This is a genomic window from Microvirga sp. P4_A5 (genome assembly GCF_056402495.1).
On record NZ_JBFUHH010000088.1, the window covers coordinates 1 to 18463 of the forward strand.

Below are 18463 nucleotides of genomic sequence, written 5' to 3' on the forward strand. Positions count from 1 at the left end.
GTCCTTTACCGTATTCTCGGAGAGCTTCAGGTGATCGGCGATCCACTTGTTGGAATGCCCTTTCTGCAGCAATGCCAGAACATCCGCCTCCCGTGTCGTGAAGGTGACACGGGAGCCGTTGGCGCCAGGCGTCGCAGGCGGATCGGGCGGGCTTTTCTGTTGCGTCGAAAAGCTCTCTTCGACCGCGATAGACCCTGTAGCAGCAAGATGGGCCAGTGGGAGCGGCTGCGCATGACCGTTCCCGCTCGTCCCATTCGCCAAAGACAGATAGCTTGGGCCCGGACGCGGGTAATAGGTTCCCCCGGCCATGACCAGCCGAAGAGCCGCTATTCCGACTTTAAGGGAAGCCGAAACCGGAATGACGCCTTTCAAGCCGGCGCCGATGGCCTGCACGACATCGATCTCATCCTTCGCGGAAATCAGAACCGCCGGCGCCTGAGGAGTGGAGCGATCAAGGAGCCTGACGGCGCGGGCGATGGCATCGCAATTTGGAAAGAGCGTTGCTTTCAACAACACGAGCGCCACTGTTATGCCGTCGCCCCGGTAAAGGTCATCGAGACCCGCGACACCATTGATCGATGCGTGCGGAAAGGAGCCGCGAAGCGCTTCGATGAGACATTCCTGAGAGAACGGTTCATCGTCGACAACGACAATAGCTTCCCGCATTCCATCGTCCGTCCGAATTTCCGGCATAACGACCCCCCTTTGACAGGACAAAGTCGTCTCAGCGAACTGTCTTCTCAGATTTTTGAGAAGAAACACTTCGCTTTGAACAATCAGATCAAAAAACCATTACTAACTCGTACAGTTGCCAGAGTAATTAGCCGCCATGGTAAATGCGGAGCTATCGCCTAATACGCTTACGCGGCTGACACTTCACGCGAGGTTTGCCCGGAGCCGAGCAATTTAATATTAGCACAATTTGAACAGTATTGAACACTTCATGTTTAACCCATGATAGGGATTAATGAACTAAAAAGGGCTATTGTATATGAATAGTATCTCGTTTCATTGATGCATGCGATTAAGCGGAAGGAATATCCTTCTGCTGGCGGAGGCAGGAGTAAAATCTCGGGAACGGCATCTCGCTTCCACACCCGAGATGATTAGAAGAGCGACCGGAAAGGGTCTCTGGAAGCAAAACACGATCCGCAGCATCATTTGTCCCGGCGTCCGTGACCTGGTGGGTGAAATGGACTTTGCGGACAAGGACATCCGCGACCTTCTGCCTTTCGTGCCAGCCAATTCGACAGCGTTGGTAGAAGGGCAGGGGGAGACCTGCGAGGACCCGACTTCGCCAGGCGTGCATTTTGTCCCGATCTCGGAAGTTGAAGCAGAGACGGCCCCCCGTTTGGCCGAAACCGACCCCGGCTTAGGCGACAGCCTGATGCCCGATGTCTCTGCCCTGTTCGTGCGGTCGCCTATCGACGTCGCCCCATCGGATCCTGTGCTTATCGCTGACCCAGCACCCGGCGCGATGCCGTCAGTCGACGGCATCAAGGTGAGCGAGATTTCCGTGGAGATCGACGCCGGACGGGCCGATGGCGACGACATTCCCGACACTGTCCGTGGCGAGCCTGCTGCGCACGCAAAGGATAACCCGAAGGAACCACAAATCTCCGACGGGGAAGTCGAAGGAGGTAGGGACGCACATAGTGTAACTCTCTCGCAAATCGCCGACATCGATCAGGACGCGAGCATTCTGGTGCATGGCTACGGGGGCAAAGTCGTCGCACGACTCCATATCGATCAGACCATCAGGATGGATCAGGATATAAACTTGGCGTTCAGCCTCGATGGCACCGGCCACTTTGCCGTACGGATCGACCAGCAACTCAGCGTCGAGCAGGAGATCGATATCGACCTCGAGATCTTCGAAGACGACGGTGTCCTCTACATCGATCTGGACATGAGCGATTCCATCGAGATCGAGCAGGACACGAACGTGGGGATCAGCATCACCGACGGGCCTCCTGGCGGTGTCGTCGAAGTCAGCCAGGACATGACGCTTGATCAGGACGTTGACGTCGATATCGATATCGAGGACGACCTGGCGGACCGCTACGTGGTGACAGTCGCCATCGACGTCACTCAGGAGATCGACACGGATCAGGACGCCAATGTCGATGCTGACTATGAGAATGGCGAACTGGATCTGGACATCGAGGCCACCCAAATGGCGGCAGTTGATCAGGAAATGATCGCCCAGATCGATTTTGCGGCGATCTAGTACGCGGCAAGCGTCAGACAACGAATGTGGAAGGTCCGCGCTGCTGGCGTCAGGCCACCGCGCCGCTTCCTTCCACCCTTCTGATCTTGGCCAGGGCGCGGCCAGACGACCTCCGACCCAAGAGCAGACACCGACGTGGCGATGTGGTAATTGCCGATTTGGCCATGAAATCTCATCACAATGAACCTTCGTCTTAACGCTCGCCCTTCGTCGCCCACGGCATCCTCAGGGCGGCAGCACGCGCAACGCCAAGCTTGCCACGCTTGCGTGGACTGCGATGTGCGCCGCATGGCGATCTGCGGAGCCCTCGAGACTAATCAGATCGCCGACCTGAACCGCGCGATGAGTTCGTGCAGGCTCGACACCAACCAGGTTCTAGTCGAGGAGGGCAGCGCCAGGCGCCGGGTCTTCTCATTGACCGCGGGTATGGTTCGTCTCTCGCGCACGCTCGCGGATGGCAGGCGCCAGATAACCGGCTTTCTCATGCCCGGCGATTATCTCGGTCTGTCGGACGAGGATGTCTATACCCAGACCGCGGAGGCCGTCGTTCCGTCTGTCCTATGCTCGTTCTCCGTCGAGGATATGGATCAGCTCATGGACCAATATGGCAGCCTGAAGGACCGCCTGCATCTTCTCACCCGACGTGCGCTCCGCCATGCGCGCGACAGCCAGCTGATCCTCGGGCGTCTCACGCCGTCGGAGAAGATTGCCTCATTCCTGTTGCTGATGTCGAACCGTGCCACGGAACTCGGCTTTTCCCAAAGCCCCGTCAATCTGCCCATGAACCGTACCGATATCGCGGATTATCTGGGCCTGACCATCGAGACCGTCAGCCGCACATTCACAAAGTTGAAGACGCAAGGCCTGATCCGCCTCCCGGAGCCGCACTCAGTCGAGATTCTCGACAAGAGCCGTCTTGCAAGGGTGGCCGGCCAGATCGGTTCCTGACGACGGGCGCAATGCCTGCCCTCGTCTGCCTGATCCGCTGACTAGCTCTCCGTGACGGACCCTTGAAATCGTGGTCTAGTTGGCGGGGAGCTTCAGCGGACGGTGAGACTTATGGTGAAAGCTGCGAAGGCGGCAAGAGCGAAGCGCAAAACGGCCCCGGCGCGTGCCAGAGGAGCACGGGGCGACCTCGGCGCAAGCGGCAGACGTTCCGCTGCGCCACCGGATGCCGGCATCCCGTCGGACGCGACCAGGCGCCGTCAACAGGATCTCGCGCCCCAGATCAAGGTCGGTAACAGGGTTTTCGTGACACAGTCCGTCGAGCTGGGGGAGTATACGCTCGATATCCTCCCAGACCTCCCGGACATTCGCGATCGGGTTTATCAGCCCCACCTGCGCGCACTCCATGCGGCTATCTATCCCCGAGTATCATTCCCGGTCCGCAACCAGGGTGCGGATGCCAGTTGCACCGGTTTCTCCCTCGCGCACGTGATCGATCACCTTCGCTTCCGCGAAGTCGGCGCCGATAATCCCCGTCCCGTGAGCGCGAGGATGCTCTACGAGATGGCGAAGCGAAACGACGAATGGGCCGGCAGCGTCTACGAGGGTTCGAGTCTCCGCGGCGCGATCAAAGGCTTCTTTCGAAACGGCGTGTGCAGCGAGGAAACGGCGCCCGATCGGGCAGCCTCGAGAATCTGGGCGCTGACCTACGACATGGCGAAGGAGGCCCGTGCGATCCGCCTCGGCGCCTATTTTCGCCTCCTGCCCGACATCACCGACTATCATGCGGCGCTGAACGACGTCGGAGCGATCTACGTCTCGGCGCAAATCCACGCCAATTGGAAAAAACCCAGCGACGGGCGCATCGAACCGGGCGGACGCGCGGTCGGCGGACACGCCTTCGCGATCGTCGGATATGACGAGAAGGGCTTCTGGGTCCTCAATTCCTGGGGAGCTGACTGGGGCGAGAACGGCATCGCCCATTGGACCTACGGCGATTGGGCCTCGACCGTGATGGATGCGTGGGTTCTGCAACTCGGCGTGCCCGCGCCCGATGCGTTCGGGGCCATGCCGCGCGTAACGCCCGCGAGCACGACGGGCCTGTTCGGCTTCAACGATCCCAATCGCGGCGATATCGTCGGGCATTTCATCAACATCGACGATGGGCGGCTGGAAATGACGGGGAAGTATGCTTCGCCGAACCCGGTCGAGATGCAAGAGACGGTGGATCGCATTGCATCCCCTGTCTCGAATGGCGCCAAAGGCTTCGACCACCTCGTCATCTACGCGCATGGAGGGCTCAACGCGCAGACATCCGAGGCAGGGCGCATCGCCACATGGCGGCGTAACGATATCTTCGGGCGCAACAAGATCTACAACTTCCATCTCATGTGGGGCTCGGGTTTTCTCGACGAGGCCTTCGGCGAAATCTCCAGGTCGGCAGCGGCACGCGCGGGGGGCATGTTCGACTGGATGTTCGAAACGGGAATCGGCAAGCGGACCGGCGGCTATGCGTGGCGCAACATGAAGCGGGATGCCGAAGCGGCGTTCGGCGGCGAAGCGGAGTACGATGGAGGCTTTCGGGGGCTGCTTCCACTTTTGGCGGGACTCGAGAAGGCGGACCGGCGACCTAAGATTCACTTCGTGGGGCACAGCGCCGGAGCGATCATGATCGGGCGTCTGTTGTCATGCCTTGGCCGGTTCAAACTCAAGAAGCTGGAACTCGGCAGCATCCACCTCATGGCACCCGCATGCACGACCGAATTTTTCAAGGCGCATTACGGCCCGTTCCTGGTCGGCAACGGAGCGCGCCCTCTGGCCGATAAACTATTTATATACAACTTGAGCGACAGTCTGGAACAAGCCGACACCGTGTCGGTCGGAATTCCATTCGTCCCGTCTTATGGACGCTCACTGCTCTATCTCGTGTCCCGCGCATACGAGGATGCGCCCGGAATGCCGATCGCCGGAATGCAGCTTTATGCGAATCTCATGCCGACCAGCCGCAAGCTGACGATCGATTACGCGCTGGGCTCCGCCACCGCGGCCGACAGTCACGGGGGCTTCGACAACGATGCCGCCACCCTGGGAACCATCATGTCGCGGATTTTGAAGAAGAAGGTTCCGTACCCGCCGACTCCCGATGAACTGACCGGGTATTAGCGGGTATGGGAAACGGAGCCGCCACACCCGGTACGCCTCGCAAAAATCCCTATTTGCGCCAAAATCTCTGCCTAACTGGGAAATATCAGTCCGCATCAGAACCCTATTTCAGAACGAAATCATAGGAAAATTTGTATGGCTCAGCCTAATAGCTATGAGCAGTTCCTGCTTGAATTGGTCAACGCCGAGCGTGCCAAGGTGGGCGCTCAACCATTGGCGTTCAATGCGAACCTGCTCGTCTCGTCGGAGAACCACAGCGAGTGGATGATCTCATCCGACGTGTTTTCTCACACAGGCTCGGGCGGATCTCATCCGACAGACAGAATGGAAGCCGCGGGTTATCAGTTTGCGGGCTCGTGGAGCTCAGCCGAGAATATCGCGTGGGCCAGTCTTCGCGCTCCGGCGGGGCTTCAGGATGAGGTCCAACTCCTTCACACGAACCTCATGAACAGTGCCGGTCACAAGGTGAACATCCTGAATGCCGATTTCCGCGAGATCGGAATCGGCTTCGAAACCGGTGAGTATCAGGGGTGGGAAGCGGCCTTCGTGACGGAAAATTTTGCGCGTTCCGGAACGGGTTCGTTTCTAACCGGAGTGACCTTCGACGATAAGGACGGCGACAAGTTCTACGATCCGGGCGAGGGCCTCGGCGGAGTCACCATTCAGGCCCTCAGTTCAACGGGCGCCGTCTACACGACAACCGGGATGGTTTCGGGTGGCTATCAGATGGCCCTGCCGAACGGCACCTACACCGTGACATTTTCTGGCGGCGGCGTCGCTGCGACGACCCGGCAGGTGACGATCTCCGGGGCGAATGTGAAGCTCGATCTCGTGGATCCGACCCTCACGGGCGGGGGCACGCCCGCGTCTTCCGACATTTCCAATGTCATCACGGGCACCTCCACGATCAACAAGCTTTCAGGCACCTCCGGGGGCGACTTGATCAACGGCCTCGGCGGCGACGACCGGCTCTATGGCAACAAAGGGAATGACCGGCTCGATGGCGGCTCCGGCAAGGATTACGTGTCAGGTGGCGCTGGAAACGACATTCTGCTCGGCAAGACCGGATCGGATCGTCTCAATGGAGGATCGGGTGCCGATAAGCTGGAGGGCGGTTCCGGTGCCGATCGGCTTGCAGGAGGAAGCGGGTCCGATGCCTTCATCTTCAAGGGCCGCTGGGGCCAGGACCGCATCGACGATTTTCTCAACGGTCGCGACAAGATGGACCTTCGCGGCAACGGCTTCAGCTATTCGTCGATCAAGATTAGCGCGGCGGATATCGACAAGGATGGCCGGTATGACGACGTGCTGATCCAGACGCACGGCCAGTCGATCGGTCTCGTCGATGAACCTGTGAGTTCCATCGATCGCGGCGATTTCTGGCTCTAGGAGCAGTCGACCGGCGGTCCCCTTCCGCCGGCCGCCAAGATCCTCGAGGGTCTGGTCCCAAAGAGTCAGATTCTCGCGTCGCTCGGCTTTGTGTTGTTCATGAAATCCCAGGTATGATCGAAGCTTTGGACGCCCGCCTGTGAGCCGAGGCCGGTGGCATTGAGAGCCGAGGTTGCCTGCGCGAACCGCACCATCGCCTCGGGGTCGAAGCCCCGACAGATCGCGACGGCGAAGCCGGCGTTGAAGACATCGCCGCATCCGCATGTGCATTTCACCGCGACGTCGAACGCCGGGACATGAATTCTGACGCCGTCGCGGTCGTGATAATAGGCGCCCTCGTCGCCAAGGGTGAACACGCAGGTTCTCACCCCGCGATCGATGAAGAATTTGGCGCAATCGCCGATCTCCTGCAAACCCGTCAGAGCGCGCGCTTCCTCGATCGAAGGCATGAAGTAGTCGGTGTGAGGAAGGACCGCGGCGACATCGGCTAGATCGTCGGTCGAGGCGGCGAATACGTCGACGGTGGTGACGGCTCCCCGCGCTTGCGCATATTTCAGCAACGCGGCGTTCGCCGTTCCATCCATTCGGTCCATCAGGCCCACGCCTCCGAGATGGACGACCCGGGCATCCGTCACACGATCGAACTCGCTCGCCGCGATGACAAAATCACCGGTCGCGCCTTTCATGTGCAAAGCCGGGCGGGATCCGTCCGGACGCGTGGCGACGATGGAGGACGATGTGCGCGAGCCCTCGATCCGCCGCAGCATGCCGGTGTCGATGCCGAAGCCCGCCACGCGCTCCAGCACCCAATCGCCCATCAGGTCATGCCCGACGCCCCCGACAGCGAGACTCTTCAAACCCATTTTCGCGGCAGCGATGACGGCCGTGCCCGCGGCCCCCGAGACGGCGAGCGCGATTTCGTCGATGAAAAAAGTGCCGCCGCCCGGCGGGATGCCGGTCACCGGCCAGCCGAGGCAATCGAAAGTGTAGAAACCAATCGACGAATAATCGTAGCGCATGACGCTCAGCCCGTGGCCTTGTGTGACGTTCTCACGATGGGATCGAGATTGAGAAGGGCTTCCGCGGCGGCCACGTCGGTGATGAGGAACCTGGCATTGGTCGCCGCTATTCCGGCGCGGATTGCATCGGCCTTGCGCGTACCGCCCGAGGAGATCACGACCTTTCGAACCGAACGCAGGTCCGCCGGATTGATCGCCATAGCCCTGTGGTTGACCGGATGGTCGATCACGTTGCCGTCCGCATCGACAAAATGACAGAGAACGTCGCCAACCGCGCCTGCCTCTTTGAGGCTCTTGCCTTCAGACCAAGTGAGGATGCCCCGTCTGAAGATCGACGCCTGCTTGCTGACATCGCCCACGCTCAGCAGAGCAATATCTACTTCGCGGGCGCGTTGATAGAGCTTCTTGAGGTCGTCCTGTTTCCAGAGCGCGTCGGCGAGTTCGCGATCCGGGACGAAGACGGGCGCCGTGATCTGATAAAGCTCGGTGCGATAAAATTCCGCGAAACGCCACGCGACCGCGGAGGGGTTGTGAGCTGTTGCGTGGGTCAGGCCACCCAGCAGCGAAATGGCCGTCATGTCGTTGACTTCACGCCACGAGAGCGAACGCATGCAAACCTGCAGCGTTGCGCCCCAACCAACGCCGATCGAAAGCCCGTCTGCGACGTGCTCCGAAATGTAGCGCCCGGTAGCATGCCCGACGACCGCCGCCACGCTTTCTTCATTCTGGTCGGAGGTCGGGACGACGATGGCTTCGGAAAGACCCAGATGCTCCTCCAGTTCTCGCTGCAACTTGATCAGGGACCCGGCAGGCGAGTTGATGGTGATCTGGACAGTTCCATCCTCGCGGGTCGCGGCGAGAAGCCGGAGGGCCTTGATACGGCTGATACCCAAATGCTGGGCGACCTGCTCCTGCGTGCGTCCCTCGACATAATAGAGGTAGGCCGCCCTCAGCTTGAGTTCGTCCTGGTCGGACCGGAATTTCGTTTTTTTCAGCTTCGTTTCCAGGCCCGTCATTGAATCCCCTCGTTCCTGCCCCGGCAAGAGCATTTGCAGAGAGCCGGACGCCATACAACCCCCGCCATCCCCAGGGTGAAAATTTGGACATTAGTGTTGACCATAGAACAGATGTTCACTAAACCCAAGAGCGAAACCGGCCCTGATTGCGGGAGATTTGTTGCATGGCTTCCAATATTGCGTTGACGGGCCTCGCCCACGATCTCGACGTTCGTTCCAAGTCCGGAAAGCCGATCCGGATCGGGCTGATCGGCTCGGGCGAGATGGGCACCGATATCGTCACGCGCGTCGCCCATATGTCGGGCATCGAAATCGGCGCCATTTCGGAACTCAACGTCCCGGCTGCGACCAAGGCCGTGGAGATTGCCTACCGCGAGGGTGGGCATTCGCGCGAAGTGTCGAATGCTTCCGGCATGACCGCCGCGATGGAAGCGGGCATGGTGGCGGTGACCAACGACGCGGATCTGATCATCAACAACGATCTCATCGATGTGGTGATCGACGCGACGGGCATTCCTGCGGTGGGTGCCGAAATCGGCCTGCGCGCGATGGAGCACGGCAAGCATCTCGTGATGATGAATGTCGAGGCCGACGTCACGATCGGGGCCTATCTCAAGAGCGAGGCCGACCGCCTCGGCGTGACGTATTCGCTCGGCGCAGGCGACGAACCGTCATCCTGCATGGAGTTGATCGAGTTCGTATCGGCGATGGGTCATCCCATCGTTGCCGCCGGAAAAGGGAAGAACAATCCGCTGAATATCGATGCCGTGCCGCACGATTACGCGGAAGAGGCTGAACGGCGACATATGAACGTCCGCATGCTGGTGGAGTTCGTCGACGGCTCGAAAACAATGGTGGAGATGGCCGCAATCGCCAACGCCACCGGTCTCGTCCCCGACAAGGCAGGCATGCACGGCCCATCGGCAACCCTCGATCAATTGTCGAAAGTTCTCATCCCCGAAAAGGACGGTGGTATCCTGTCCAAGGTCGGCGTGGTCGATTACTCGATCGGCAAAGGTGTGGCGCCTGGCGTGTTCGTGATTGCAGACATGTCCCATCCCCGCATTTCGGAGCGCATGGAAGATCTCAAGATGGGGAAGGGACCGTACTTCACTTTCCATCGTCCCTACCACCTCACGTCGCTTGAAGTCCCTCTGACCTGCGCCCGCGTCGTTCTTTACGGTAAGCCCGATATGGTGCCGCTGCCGAAGCCTGTCGCGGAAGTCTGCGCGGTCGCCAAGAAAGACATGCGGGCCGGAGAAACCCTCGACGCCATCGGCGAGTATTGTTATCGCGCCTGGATCATGACGGCACCGGAGGCGCGCGCCGCCAATGCGGTTCCGTGCGGGCTCCTTCAGGGAGGAACCGTCACGGCTGCCATCAAGAAGGGCGACCTCATCACGTATGCGAATGCGACGCCGGTGGCCGGATCGAAGATCGCCGAATTGCGGGCCCGGCAGGACAGGCTCGTCTACGGCAAGACGGGAGCGTGACGATGGTCGGAGCAAAGCGAAACGTGAAGGAAGCGACGGCGCAGGCCAATCTGCCCTTCGTCTACCGTGAGTACGGTGCCGAACGGCTGAAGGAGGTGCTGCATAAGATGTACCTCATCCGCCGGTTCGAGGAGGGCGCCGAGGAATCCTATATGCGGGGGCTCATTCACGGCACCATGCACCTGTCGATCGGCCAGGAGGCGAGCGCGCTCGGCATCTGCATGCCGCTGACCGACGACGATCAGATCACCTCCACGCATCGCGGCCACGGCCATTGCATCGCCAAGGGCGCAGAGGTCAAAAGGATGTTCGCCGAGTTCTTCGGCAAGACCACCGGCTATTGCCGCGGCCGTGGGGGCTCCATGCATATCGCCGATGTGGCAAAGGGCAACCTCGGTGCCAACGGCATCGTCGGCGGCGGACTTCCCATCGCGGTGGGGGCAGCGCTTTCCGCCAAGAAGATGAAAACCGGCAAGGTCGTGGTGTCGTTCTTCGGTGATGGCGCCAACAACGAGGGCGCATTCCATGAAGCGCTCAACATGGCGTCGATCTGGAAACTGCCGGTGGTGTTCGTCTGTGAGAATAACGGTTATGGCATGTCGACGTCGACCGAGCGTTCGACAGCGGTAAAAAACATCGCCGATCGCGCCGCCGCCTATGCGATGCCGGGTGTCATCGTCAACGGAAACGTCTTCTCGGAAGTGGCCGACGCGTCGCATCGGGCCGTCGAGCGCGCGCGGGCCGGGGAAGGACCGACATTGATCGAGTCCAAAACCTACCGCCACCGCGGACATTCCAAGAGCGACCGCAACCGCTATCGCACCAAGGAAGAGATCGACGACTGGATGTCCAATCGCGACCCGATCACCCTGTTCGAGGCGGAGCTCCAGGAGTTCGGCATCATCGATCAGAACGGCATCCAGGCAATCCGCGAGGCAGTGGCGCAGGAAATTGCGGAAGCCATCGAGTTTGCAAAAAACAGCCCGTCCCCGGACGTCCGCGATACTGAAGATTACGTCTATACGGAGACGGCCTGATGGATACGTTGCCCCGCGAATTGAGCTACGCTCAGGCGATTCAGGAGGCCATGGCCATCGCCATGGAGGCGGATGAGCGCGTGTTCCTCATGGGTGAGGATATCGGCGTTTATGGCGGCGCTTTTCAGGTGACGGGTGATCTGGTGGAGCGCTTCGGTACCGATCGCGTAATGGATACGCCGATCTCCGAACTCGGTGGCGCGGGCGTCGCAGTGGGCGCTGCGATGACCGGGATGCGGCCGATCTTCGAGTTTCAGTTTTCCGACTTCGCCACGCTCGCCATGGAACAAATCGTCAATCAGGCGGCGAAGATGCGCTTCATGCTCGGCGGCGAGGTGTCGGTGCCGCTCGTCATGCGGTTTCCCGCCGGCTCCGGTACGGGCGCTGCGGCACAACACAGCCAGAGTCTCGAAGCCTGGCTCGGCCACGTGCCCGGCCTCAAGGTGATCCAGCCGGCAACGCCCCACGACGCGAAGGGCATGCTGCTGGCAGCCATCGCCGATCCCGACCCGGTGATGATCTTCGAGCACAAGCTCCTCTACAAGATGAAGGGCGTCGTGCCCGAGGGCCATTACGTCGTGCCGATCGGCAAGGCGAAGATTTGCCGGGAAGGTCGGGATCTGACGATCGTCGCAACCTCCATCATGGTGCACAAGGCGCTTGAAGCGGCGGAGACGCTCGCAGCCGAAGGCATCGACATCGAAGTCGTGGATCTCCGCACCATCCGGCCGATGGACAAACAGACGGTCATCGACAGCGTCAAGAAGACCTCGCGGCTGCTGTGTGTCTACGAGGCGGTGAAGACGCTCGGCATCGGCGCCGAGGTGAGCGCGATGGTAGCCGAAAGCGACGCATTCGATTTTCTGGATGCGCCGATCGTGCGCCTGGGCGGCGCCGAAACGCCGATCCCGTACAATCCCGAGCTCGAAAAGGCGACCGTGCCGCAGGTTCCCGACATCATCGCGGCTGCGCGCGATCTGGTGAAGGGGGTGCGTTAGACATGCCGACCGAAGTCATTCTTCCCAAGGTCGACATGGATATGGCGACCGGACAGATTTCACGCTGGTATGTCGAAGACGGCGCGACGGTGAAGAAGGGCGACGTGCTCTTCGAGATCGAAACCGACAAGGCCGCGATGGAAATCGAATCGCCCGCGAGCGGAATCATCCGGGACATCACTGGCCGGGAAGGCATCGACATTCCGGTCGGCGAAGCCGTGGCGTGGATCTACGCCGAGGGCGAAACCCGCTCGGAAGCTCGACGGGAGAGCCCGAGCGAAAGACGTGGAACCCTCGAAGAACCGTTGCCCGATACGATCGCCGAGAAGACCAACATGGCGGCCGCGGTTCAGGCGCCGGTGACCGTCGAGACCGCGAAGCACGGGGCCGCGCGCGCGACGCCGCTCGCCCGGCGTCTTGCCCGAGAAGCCGGCCTCCAAATTCCTGCGATCACGGGCTCCGGGCCGCGCGGACGAATTGTAAGAGCGGACGTGGAAGCAGCGGTCGTGGCCGCGAAGTCGGTGCCGGTCCAGCGAAGCGTTGGCGCCGAAACCTCAGTGTCGTGTTCGAAGCCGAAACCGGCCTCGGACGATCAGGTGATGAAGCTGTTCGAGCCGGATTCGTATGACCTCATTCCGCATGACAACATGCGACGGACGATCGCCCGTCGGCTGGTCGAGGCCAAAAGCACGATTCCGCATTTCTATCTGACGCTCGATTGCGAGCTCGATGCGCTTCTGGCGCTCCGCGCGCAATTGAACGCTGCGGCGCCTCGGGTGACCACGGAGAAGGGGGAGGCGCCGGCCTACAAGCTGTCGGTCAACGACATGATCATCAAGGCCATGGCGCTGGCTCTACGCGACGTACCGAGCGCCAACGTGTCATGGACGGAAGCCGGAATGCTTCGGCACAAGCACGTGGATGTGGGCGTTGCCGTGTCGATCCCCGGTGGCTTGATCACGCCGATCATTCGCCGTGCCGACGCGAAAACCTTGTCGGTGATTTCAAGTGAGATGAGGGACCTCGCCGATCGTGCCCGGACTCGCAAACTGAAACCCGAGGAATACCAGGGCGGGACGACTGCGGTGTCCAATCTCGGCATGTTCGGTGTTCGGGATTTCGCGGCGGTCATCAACCCTCCGCATGCGAGCATTCTGGCCGTCGGCGCGGGCGAGGAGCGGGCGGTGGCCAAGGGTGGTGAGCTTCGCGTCGCAACCGTGATGTCGGTGACGCTGTCCACCGACCACCGCGCGGTCGATGGCGCGCTTGCGGCGGAAGTGATCCGGAGCTTCAAGCGCTATATCGAGGATCCGATCGGAATGCTGGTGTGAGGGCCGGCCAATCGCGGCTGCGTCATTGGCGGGCACTTGTCACGCGAAGGCCGTTCGCCCATGATGTGACGGCGTTGCGCGAGCAAGGCGGGCCATCGGCTGCCCGTGATTTGAAGGAGGTGAGCATGCCGGCATTCGGTCCATCAGAGGTCATGGCCCTCTGCAGCAAGGTCATCGGGACAACACCTTCCGATATCCGGCTCGTGGCCCAACGCCTTCATGATCACGCTTTCGAGCCACGCCTCTCTGCCGACGACACGAAAGAACTCGTCACCGAGCTTGGCTATGAGAATCTCGAACGCTTCTGCGCCGACCTTGGCCTTTCGGCGCATATCGCCGAGCGATGGTCGCGTTTTGGCGTGTCGCACGAGATGAAGCAGGTCATCACCCTGCTTGCCACCCAGCGCCGGCGCACCGCGGAGGCGGTTGCAGAATTCGAAGACATGACACATGTGGGTGTCGAAGATTTCCTGCGTGATCGGGGCGTGATCTAGCCCTTGGCGATCAGCATCGCGGCGGTCTCGCTATCGGTGATGAGAACGTTCACGTTCACAGCCTTGAGCGCCGCGAGGATTGCCGCGACCTTCGGCTTGCCACCCGCCGCCAGAACGACATTCGGCACGGCGCCGACCACGTCGAGGTCGATCGCCATCACGCGCCCATTGACCTCGTGATCGACGAGTTTGCCATCCGCGCCGACGAAGTAACATAACATATTGGCGACGGCGCCCTTGGCCTTCAACGACGGCATCAGCGAGGGCGGAACGATGTTGTGGCGGAAGATGGTCGCGTCCGGCGACATGTCGCCTACGGTGAGCAGCGCGATGTCGGCCTGTGACGCGCGGTTGCGCACGTCTTGCAGCGTGGGCTGTGCCCATAGAAGGTCGCGAAGCGCGGGATCGCTCACCACCACGGGCGCCGTAATCTGATAGCTGTCGACCTCGAATACGTCCGCGACCTTGGCGGCGACCACCGACGGATTGATCCATTGCGAATGGGGCAGACTTCCCACGAGGGCTATGACAGAGCCGGTCTTGAGCGCACGGCGGGTCAGGAAACCAAGGCTTGCATGAAGCGTCGCCCCGCCCCCGATGGCCAACGTCATACCATCCTTCATCTGCTGTCCGAGATAGAGTGCGATGGAGTGTCCGATCGCTTTTCCGAGATGCTCGTCTGAGGAAGGCGTCGGCACGACAATCGCCGTGTCGAGGTTCCAGCGCTTCTCCAAGGCCCGTTCGAGTGCGACCTGCTCGGATGTCGCGGTGTTGATGGTGGTGACCACAACACCCTCCGCCGTGCAGGCCGCGAGTGTGCGCATCACCTTGACGCGGCTGAGATCGAGCTTCTTTGCGATCTGCTCCTGAGTGAACCCTTCGACATAATAGAGCCAAGCCGTCTTCACGGTGATGTCGGACGACATCATCGCCCCGACTTTGCGTGACTTCTCCTTTTTTGCGGACATCGGGGTCCGTTTCCTCTCGCGCTCGGGGCCCTGCGGCACGGTTGGTCTCTCCAACGCGACAGCGTCTACCCCACTATAGGACAGCTTCCTTATATCAACCAAAGGAACTCACAGTGTTATAGTGGACACAATTCCAATTCGGAAGGAAATGTTCATTTGTGTTTGACAAGGCACAAATGAACATTTCATATGGGTGCAGCGCGCGTTGTCATCTACCAGTCATATGCGCCGTGCAGGGAGGAGCAGACGGGAACCTGGCCGCAAGGGCCGGGCCGGTCATGCACAGAACAACAAGGAGGTCTCATGAAAACGATATCTGTTAAGATGGCGGTGAGTCAGCTCGCGCTGGCAATGACGCTTTTCGCCGGGGCCGCCAGTGCTGACACGCTGACGCTCTATACGTCGCAGCCGGAAGCGGACGCGGCCACCACCGTCGAAGCGTTCAAGAAAGCTCACCCGGGCGTCGACGTGAAAATCTATCGTTCTGGCACGAGCGACATTCTGGGTAAGCTCGCGGCCGAATTTTCAGCCGGCAGCCCGCAGCCGGACGTGCTCCTGATCGCCGATGCGGTGAGCATGGAACTGCTGAAAAAAGACAAGCGCCTCATGCCGTATCCCGAGGCCAAGGTCGAGGGTTTCGACAAGGAAGCCTATGATGCCGACAAGACCTATTTCGGCAGCAAGCTGATCACCACCGGCATCGTCTACAACACCGCCGCCAAGGAAAAGCCGCAGCATTGGGCCGATCTCAGCAAGCCTGCCTATGCCGACGGTCTTGTCATGGCGAGCCCGCTCTATTCCGGCGCCGCGGCTTACCTTCTCTCCGGTTTCACCGCGAAGCCCGACCTCGGGTGGGGTTATTTCGAGAAGCTCAAGGCGAACAACACCGTCAGCGTGCGCGGAAACGGCGCTGTTCTCAAATCCGTTGCAAGCGGTGAAAAGCCTTACGGCGTGCTGGTCGATTTCATGGCGATGAACGCCAAGCAGAAAGGCTCGCCGATCGAGTTCGTATTCCCGGACGAAGGCGTGCCCGCCGTGACCGAGCCGGTTGCAATCATGTCGACCGCCAAGAACGTTGCGGGCGCCAAGCAGTTTGTCGATTTCATCCTGTCGGATGCGGGACAAAAGCTCGCGCTGGAGCAGGGCTATCTTCCCGCAAAGCCTTCGGTTGGACGTCCGAGCTGGTTGCCGGAAGGTACCAAGGTCAAAGTGATGCCGATCGACATCAAGGCCGTCATTGAGAAGACGGCTGCCGACAAGGAAAAGTTCTCGGCGCTCTTCGGCGGCTAGGACAAAGCGATTAAAACGCCGTGGCGGCCCGGCTGTGAGCCGGGCACTCCGAACCTGCGGGGCACAAACCCCGCGCAGGTTCGGAGCCGCCGCCCGGTTTTTTTCCCAGGAAGCCAAATATGTCGGTCAGGGTGAAAGAACGTCGGGGCCCCGAAATGGCTCTGACGGCGGTGGTTGCTGCACTCATCGTCGTGCTGTCGATCCTGCCCATGCTGCGGCTGGTGATGGAGATCATCGCTCCTGGCGGTGCGCTTTCGGGCGCGGCGATCAGCGCCGGACTCGGTTCGCGCGCGACCTGGGTTGCGACCGGCAACACCTTGATCGTCGGGTTTGGCGGCACGCTGCTGGCCGTGGTGTTGGGAACGGCGATCGCCATTCTGGTCACGCTGACGGATGTGCGCCGGCGCGGTGCTTTCGTGCTGTGTTTCGTCACACCCCTGATGATCGCACCGCAGGTGACGGCACTCGCCTGGCTGCAGCTTTTCGGCCCGGCCAGCCCGTTCCTGAAGATTCTGGGCATTGCCCCGCCCCTGGGCACGCGCAACCCGCTGTATTCTCCACAAGGCATTATCCTGCTTCTGGGAATCCAGTACGGACCTTTGGTCTTCCTGATGGTGCGCGCGGGCTTGCGCAAGCTGCCGCGTGAACTCGTCGAGGCCGCGCGAAGCGGAGGCGCCGGGTGGTTCACGGTGTTGCGCAGCATCATCCTGCCGCTGATGACGCCCTCGATCGTCGCAGCCGCCGCGCTCGCGTTCGTCTCCTGCGTCGGAAATTTCGGCATCCCGGCCTTTCTCGGCATTCCGRCCAATTATCTCGTGCTCCCCACGCTCATTTATCAGCGCCTCGCAGGCGGTGGCCCCGCCGTCTTGTCGGAGGTCGCGTTCCTGTCCGTTCTCATCGGCGTGATCGCGATGGCGGGCATCGTCACGCAGGATTTCATCAGCCGGCGGCGCGATTATCGGATCAGTTCGACGTCGCTCAGCGCGGAACCGTACGAACTCGGCCGCTGGCGTCTCCTCGTGCAAGCCGGCATGTGGCTTCTGATCGTCGTGATCCTGTTCCTTCCGCTGCTGGGCCTCGTTCTCACATCCCTGGTGCCGGGCTATGGTATTCCGCTCAACGCAACCACCGCCACCCTCGACAATTATCGCTTCGTGCTGTTCAAGCATTCTGCGGCGAGCCGGGCGTTCCTCAACAGTTTCTGTCTATCGATCGCCGCCGCGGTCTTCGCGGTCTTCGCCGCGGTTCCGATCGGCTATCTGATCGCCTGGGGCAACAAGCGTTGGGTGCGGCTGCTCAATCTGGCGGTCGAACTTCCCTACGCACTTCCGGGCGTCGTGCTGGCGATCGCGTCGCTGCTCGTGTTCCTGAAGCCGATCCCGCTGGTCGGCATCCAGATCTACAATACGATCTGGATCATTCTCTATGCCTACCTCGCCCGCTTTCTCGTGCTCGCGCTCAGGCCGACGATCAGCGGCTTTCATCAGATCGACCGGTCACTCGAGGAAGCGGCGCAGATCGCCGGCGCGGGTCTCATGATGAGGCTTCGCACGATCATCTTCCCGCTCATCGCACCGGCTGCCATCGCCGGCGGCCTGCTCATCTTTATGACGGCGCTGAGCGAGCTCACGGTGTCGGCGCTGCTGTGGTCGTCAGGATCCGAGACCATCGGCGTCGTGATGTTTTCCTTCGAGCAGGGGGGCGATTCCAACTACGCGGCGGCCATGTCGGCGATCACGGTAGCGATCACCATCGTGCTGATGCTCCTGACCAATTTTCTTGCCCCCCATCTACCGAGCGGAGTTCTTCCATGGCGGGATTGACCATCGACAACGTCAGCAAGACCTTCGGCGATTTCGAAGCGTTGAAGAACGTGTCGATCGACGTGCGCGACGGGGAATTCCTGGCGGTTCTGGGTCCGTCGGGCTGCGGCAAGACGACTCTTCTGCGACTTGTGGCTGGCTTCGAGAAGGTGACCTCGGGCGAGATTCGGATCGGCGACGAAACCGTCTCGAGTGCGAGCGGCAGCGTTCCACCGGAACGCCGGCGTGTCGGCATCGTGTTCCAGAATTATGCGCTCTGGCCGCACA

At 60.9% G+C, this 18463-nt stretch carries 16 protein-coding genes; 12 read left to right on the forward strand and 4 right to left on the reverse strand.

Annotated features, from left to right (window positions below; translation table 11 throughout):
- The coding region (locus AC1DVM_RS18245; protein ID WP_477256701.1) for a LuxR C-terminal-related transcriptional regulator at positions 1-666 on the reverse strand (666 nt) is incomplete at its 3' end.
- Between the two features lie 526 nt (positions 667-1192).
- Here AC1DVM_RS18245 and AC1DVM_RS18250 point away from each other — a divergent pair.
- The 4 genes from AC1DVM_RS18250 to AC1DVM_RS18265 all read left to right on the forward strand — a co-directional run bounded on the left by AC1DVM_RS18250 (position 1193) and on the right by AC1DVM_RS18265 (position 6727).
- Positions 1193-2230, forward strand: coding sequence for a hypothetical protein (locus tag AC1DVM_RS18250; protein ID WP_477256703.1), 1038 nt, complete (start codon positions 1193-1195; stop codon positions 2228-2230).
- A gap of 288 nt (positions 2231-2518) precedes the next feature.
- A complete protein-coding gene (locus AC1DVM_RS18255) occupies positions 2519-3178 on the forward strand; it encodes a Crp/Fnr family transcriptional regulator (RefSeq protein WP_477256705.1) in 660 nt (219 codons plus the stop codon).
- Positions 3179-3481: 303 nt separating this feature from the next.
- Positions 3482-5338 carry a C1 family peptidase gene (locus AC1DVM_RS18260; protein WP_477256707.1) on the forward strand — a complete coding sequence of 619 codons (1857 nt, stop codon included), beginning with the start codon at positions 3482-3484 and terminating at the stop codon, positions 5336-5338.
- A 135-nt stretch (positions 5339-5473) separates the two neighbouring features.
- Positions 5474-6727: a CAP domain-containing protein gene (locus AC1DVM_RS18265; protein WP_477256709.1), complete on the forward strand. Its 1254-nt coding sequence runs from the start codon at positions 5474-5476 to the stop codon at positions 6725-6727.
- A gap of 65 nt (positions 6728-6792) precedes the next feature.
- On the opposite strand, the gene AC1DVM_RS18270 is transcribed toward AC1DVM_RS18265, so the two are convergent.
- Both AC1DVM_RS18270 and AC1DVM_RS18275 read right to left on the reverse strand, forming a co-directional pair.
- Positions 6793-7746 carry a carbohydrate kinase family protein gene (locus AC1DVM_RS18270; RefSeq protein ID WP_477256711.1) on the reverse strand — a complete coding sequence of 318 codons (954 nt, stop codon included), beginning with the start codon at positions 7744-7746 and terminating at the stop codon, positions 6793-6795.
- A gap of 5 nt (positions 7747-7751) precedes the next feature.
- Positions 7752-8762, reverse strand: coding sequence for a sugar-binding transcriptional regulator (locus AC1DVM_RS18275; RefSeq protein ID WP_477256713.1), 1011 nt, complete (start codon positions 8760-8762; stop codon positions 7752-7754).
- 164 nt (positions 8763-8926) lie between these two features.
- Here AC1DVM_RS18275 and AC1DVM_RS18280 point away from each other — a divergent pair, with 164 nt between their 5' ends.
- The 5 genes from AC1DVM_RS18280 (at position 8927) to AC1DVM_RS18300 (ending at position 14115) form a co-directional block, all read left to right on the forward strand.
- Positions 8927-10255, forward strand: a complete 1329-nt coding sequence (locus AC1DVM_RS18280; protein ID WP_477256715.1) for an NAD(P)H-dependent oxidoreductase — start codon at positions 8927-8929, stop codon at positions 10253-10255.
- 2 nt (positions 10256-10257) lie between these two features.
- Complete coding sequence (locus AC1DVM_RS18285) at positions 10258-11292, forward strand: thiamine pyrophosphate-dependent dehydrogenase E1 component subunit alpha (RefSeq protein WP_477256717.1); 1035 nt, start codon at positions 10258-10260, stop codon at positions 11290-11292.
- A complete protein-coding gene (locus AC1DVM_RS18290; protein WP_477256719.1) occupies positions 11292-12290 on the forward strand; it encodes an alpha-ketoacid dehydrogenase subunit beta in 999 nt (332 codons plus the stop codon). The genes AC1DVM_RS18285 and AC1DVM_RS18290 overlap by 1 nt, the downstream gene beginning before the upstream one ends.
- A 2-nt stretch (positions 12291-12292) precedes the next feature.
- Positions 12293-13621 carry a pyruvate dehydrogenase complex dihydrolipoamide acetyltransferase gene (locus AC1DVM_RS18295; RefSeq protein ID WP_477256721.1) on the forward strand — a complete coding sequence of 443 codons (1329 nt, stop codon included), beginning with the start codon at positions 12293-12295 and terminating at the stop codon, positions 13619-13621.
- Between the two features lie 125 nt (positions 13622-13746).
- Positions 13747-14115 (forward strand): hypothetical protein, encoded by a 369-nt coding sequence (locus AC1DVM_RS18300; RefSeq protein WP_477256722.1) that lies wholly within the window; start codon positions 13747-13749, stop codon positions 14113-14115.
- Here AC1DVM_RS18300 and AC1DVM_RS18305 read toward each other — a convergent pair.
- Positions 14112-15083, reverse strand: a complete 972-nt coding sequence (locus tag AC1DVM_RS18305) for a sugar-binding transcriptional regulator (protein ID WP_477256724.1) — start codon at positions 15081-15083, stop codon at positions 14112-14114. The two genes, AC1DVM_RS18300 and AC1DVM_RS18305, sit on opposite strands and share 4 nt — an antisense overlap.
- Positions 15084-15407: 324 nt before the next feature.
- Here AC1DVM_RS18305 and AC1DVM_RS18310 point away from each other — a divergent pair, with 324 nt between their 5' ends.
- The 3 genes from AC1DVM_RS18310 to AC1DVM_RS18320 form a co-directional block, all read left to right on the forward strand.
- Positions 15408-16373 (forward strand): ABC transporter substrate-binding protein, encoded by a 966-nt coding sequence (locus tag AC1DVM_RS18310; RefSeq protein WP_477256730.1) that lies wholly within the window; start codon positions 15408-15410, stop codon positions 16371-16373.
- Between the two features lie 119 nt (positions 16374-16492).
- Entirely contained in the window at positions 16493-18196 is a 1704-nt protein-coding gene (locus tag AC1DVM_RS18315; protein ID WP_477256726.1) for an ABC transporter permease, read from the forward strand.
- A partial coding sequence (locus tag AC1DVM_RS18320) for an ATP-binding cassette domain-containing protein (RefSeq protein ID WP_477256728.1) occupies positions 18184-18463 on the forward strand: 280 nt, incomplete at its 3' end. The genes AC1DVM_RS18315 and AC1DVM_RS18320, both read left to right, overlap by 13 nt.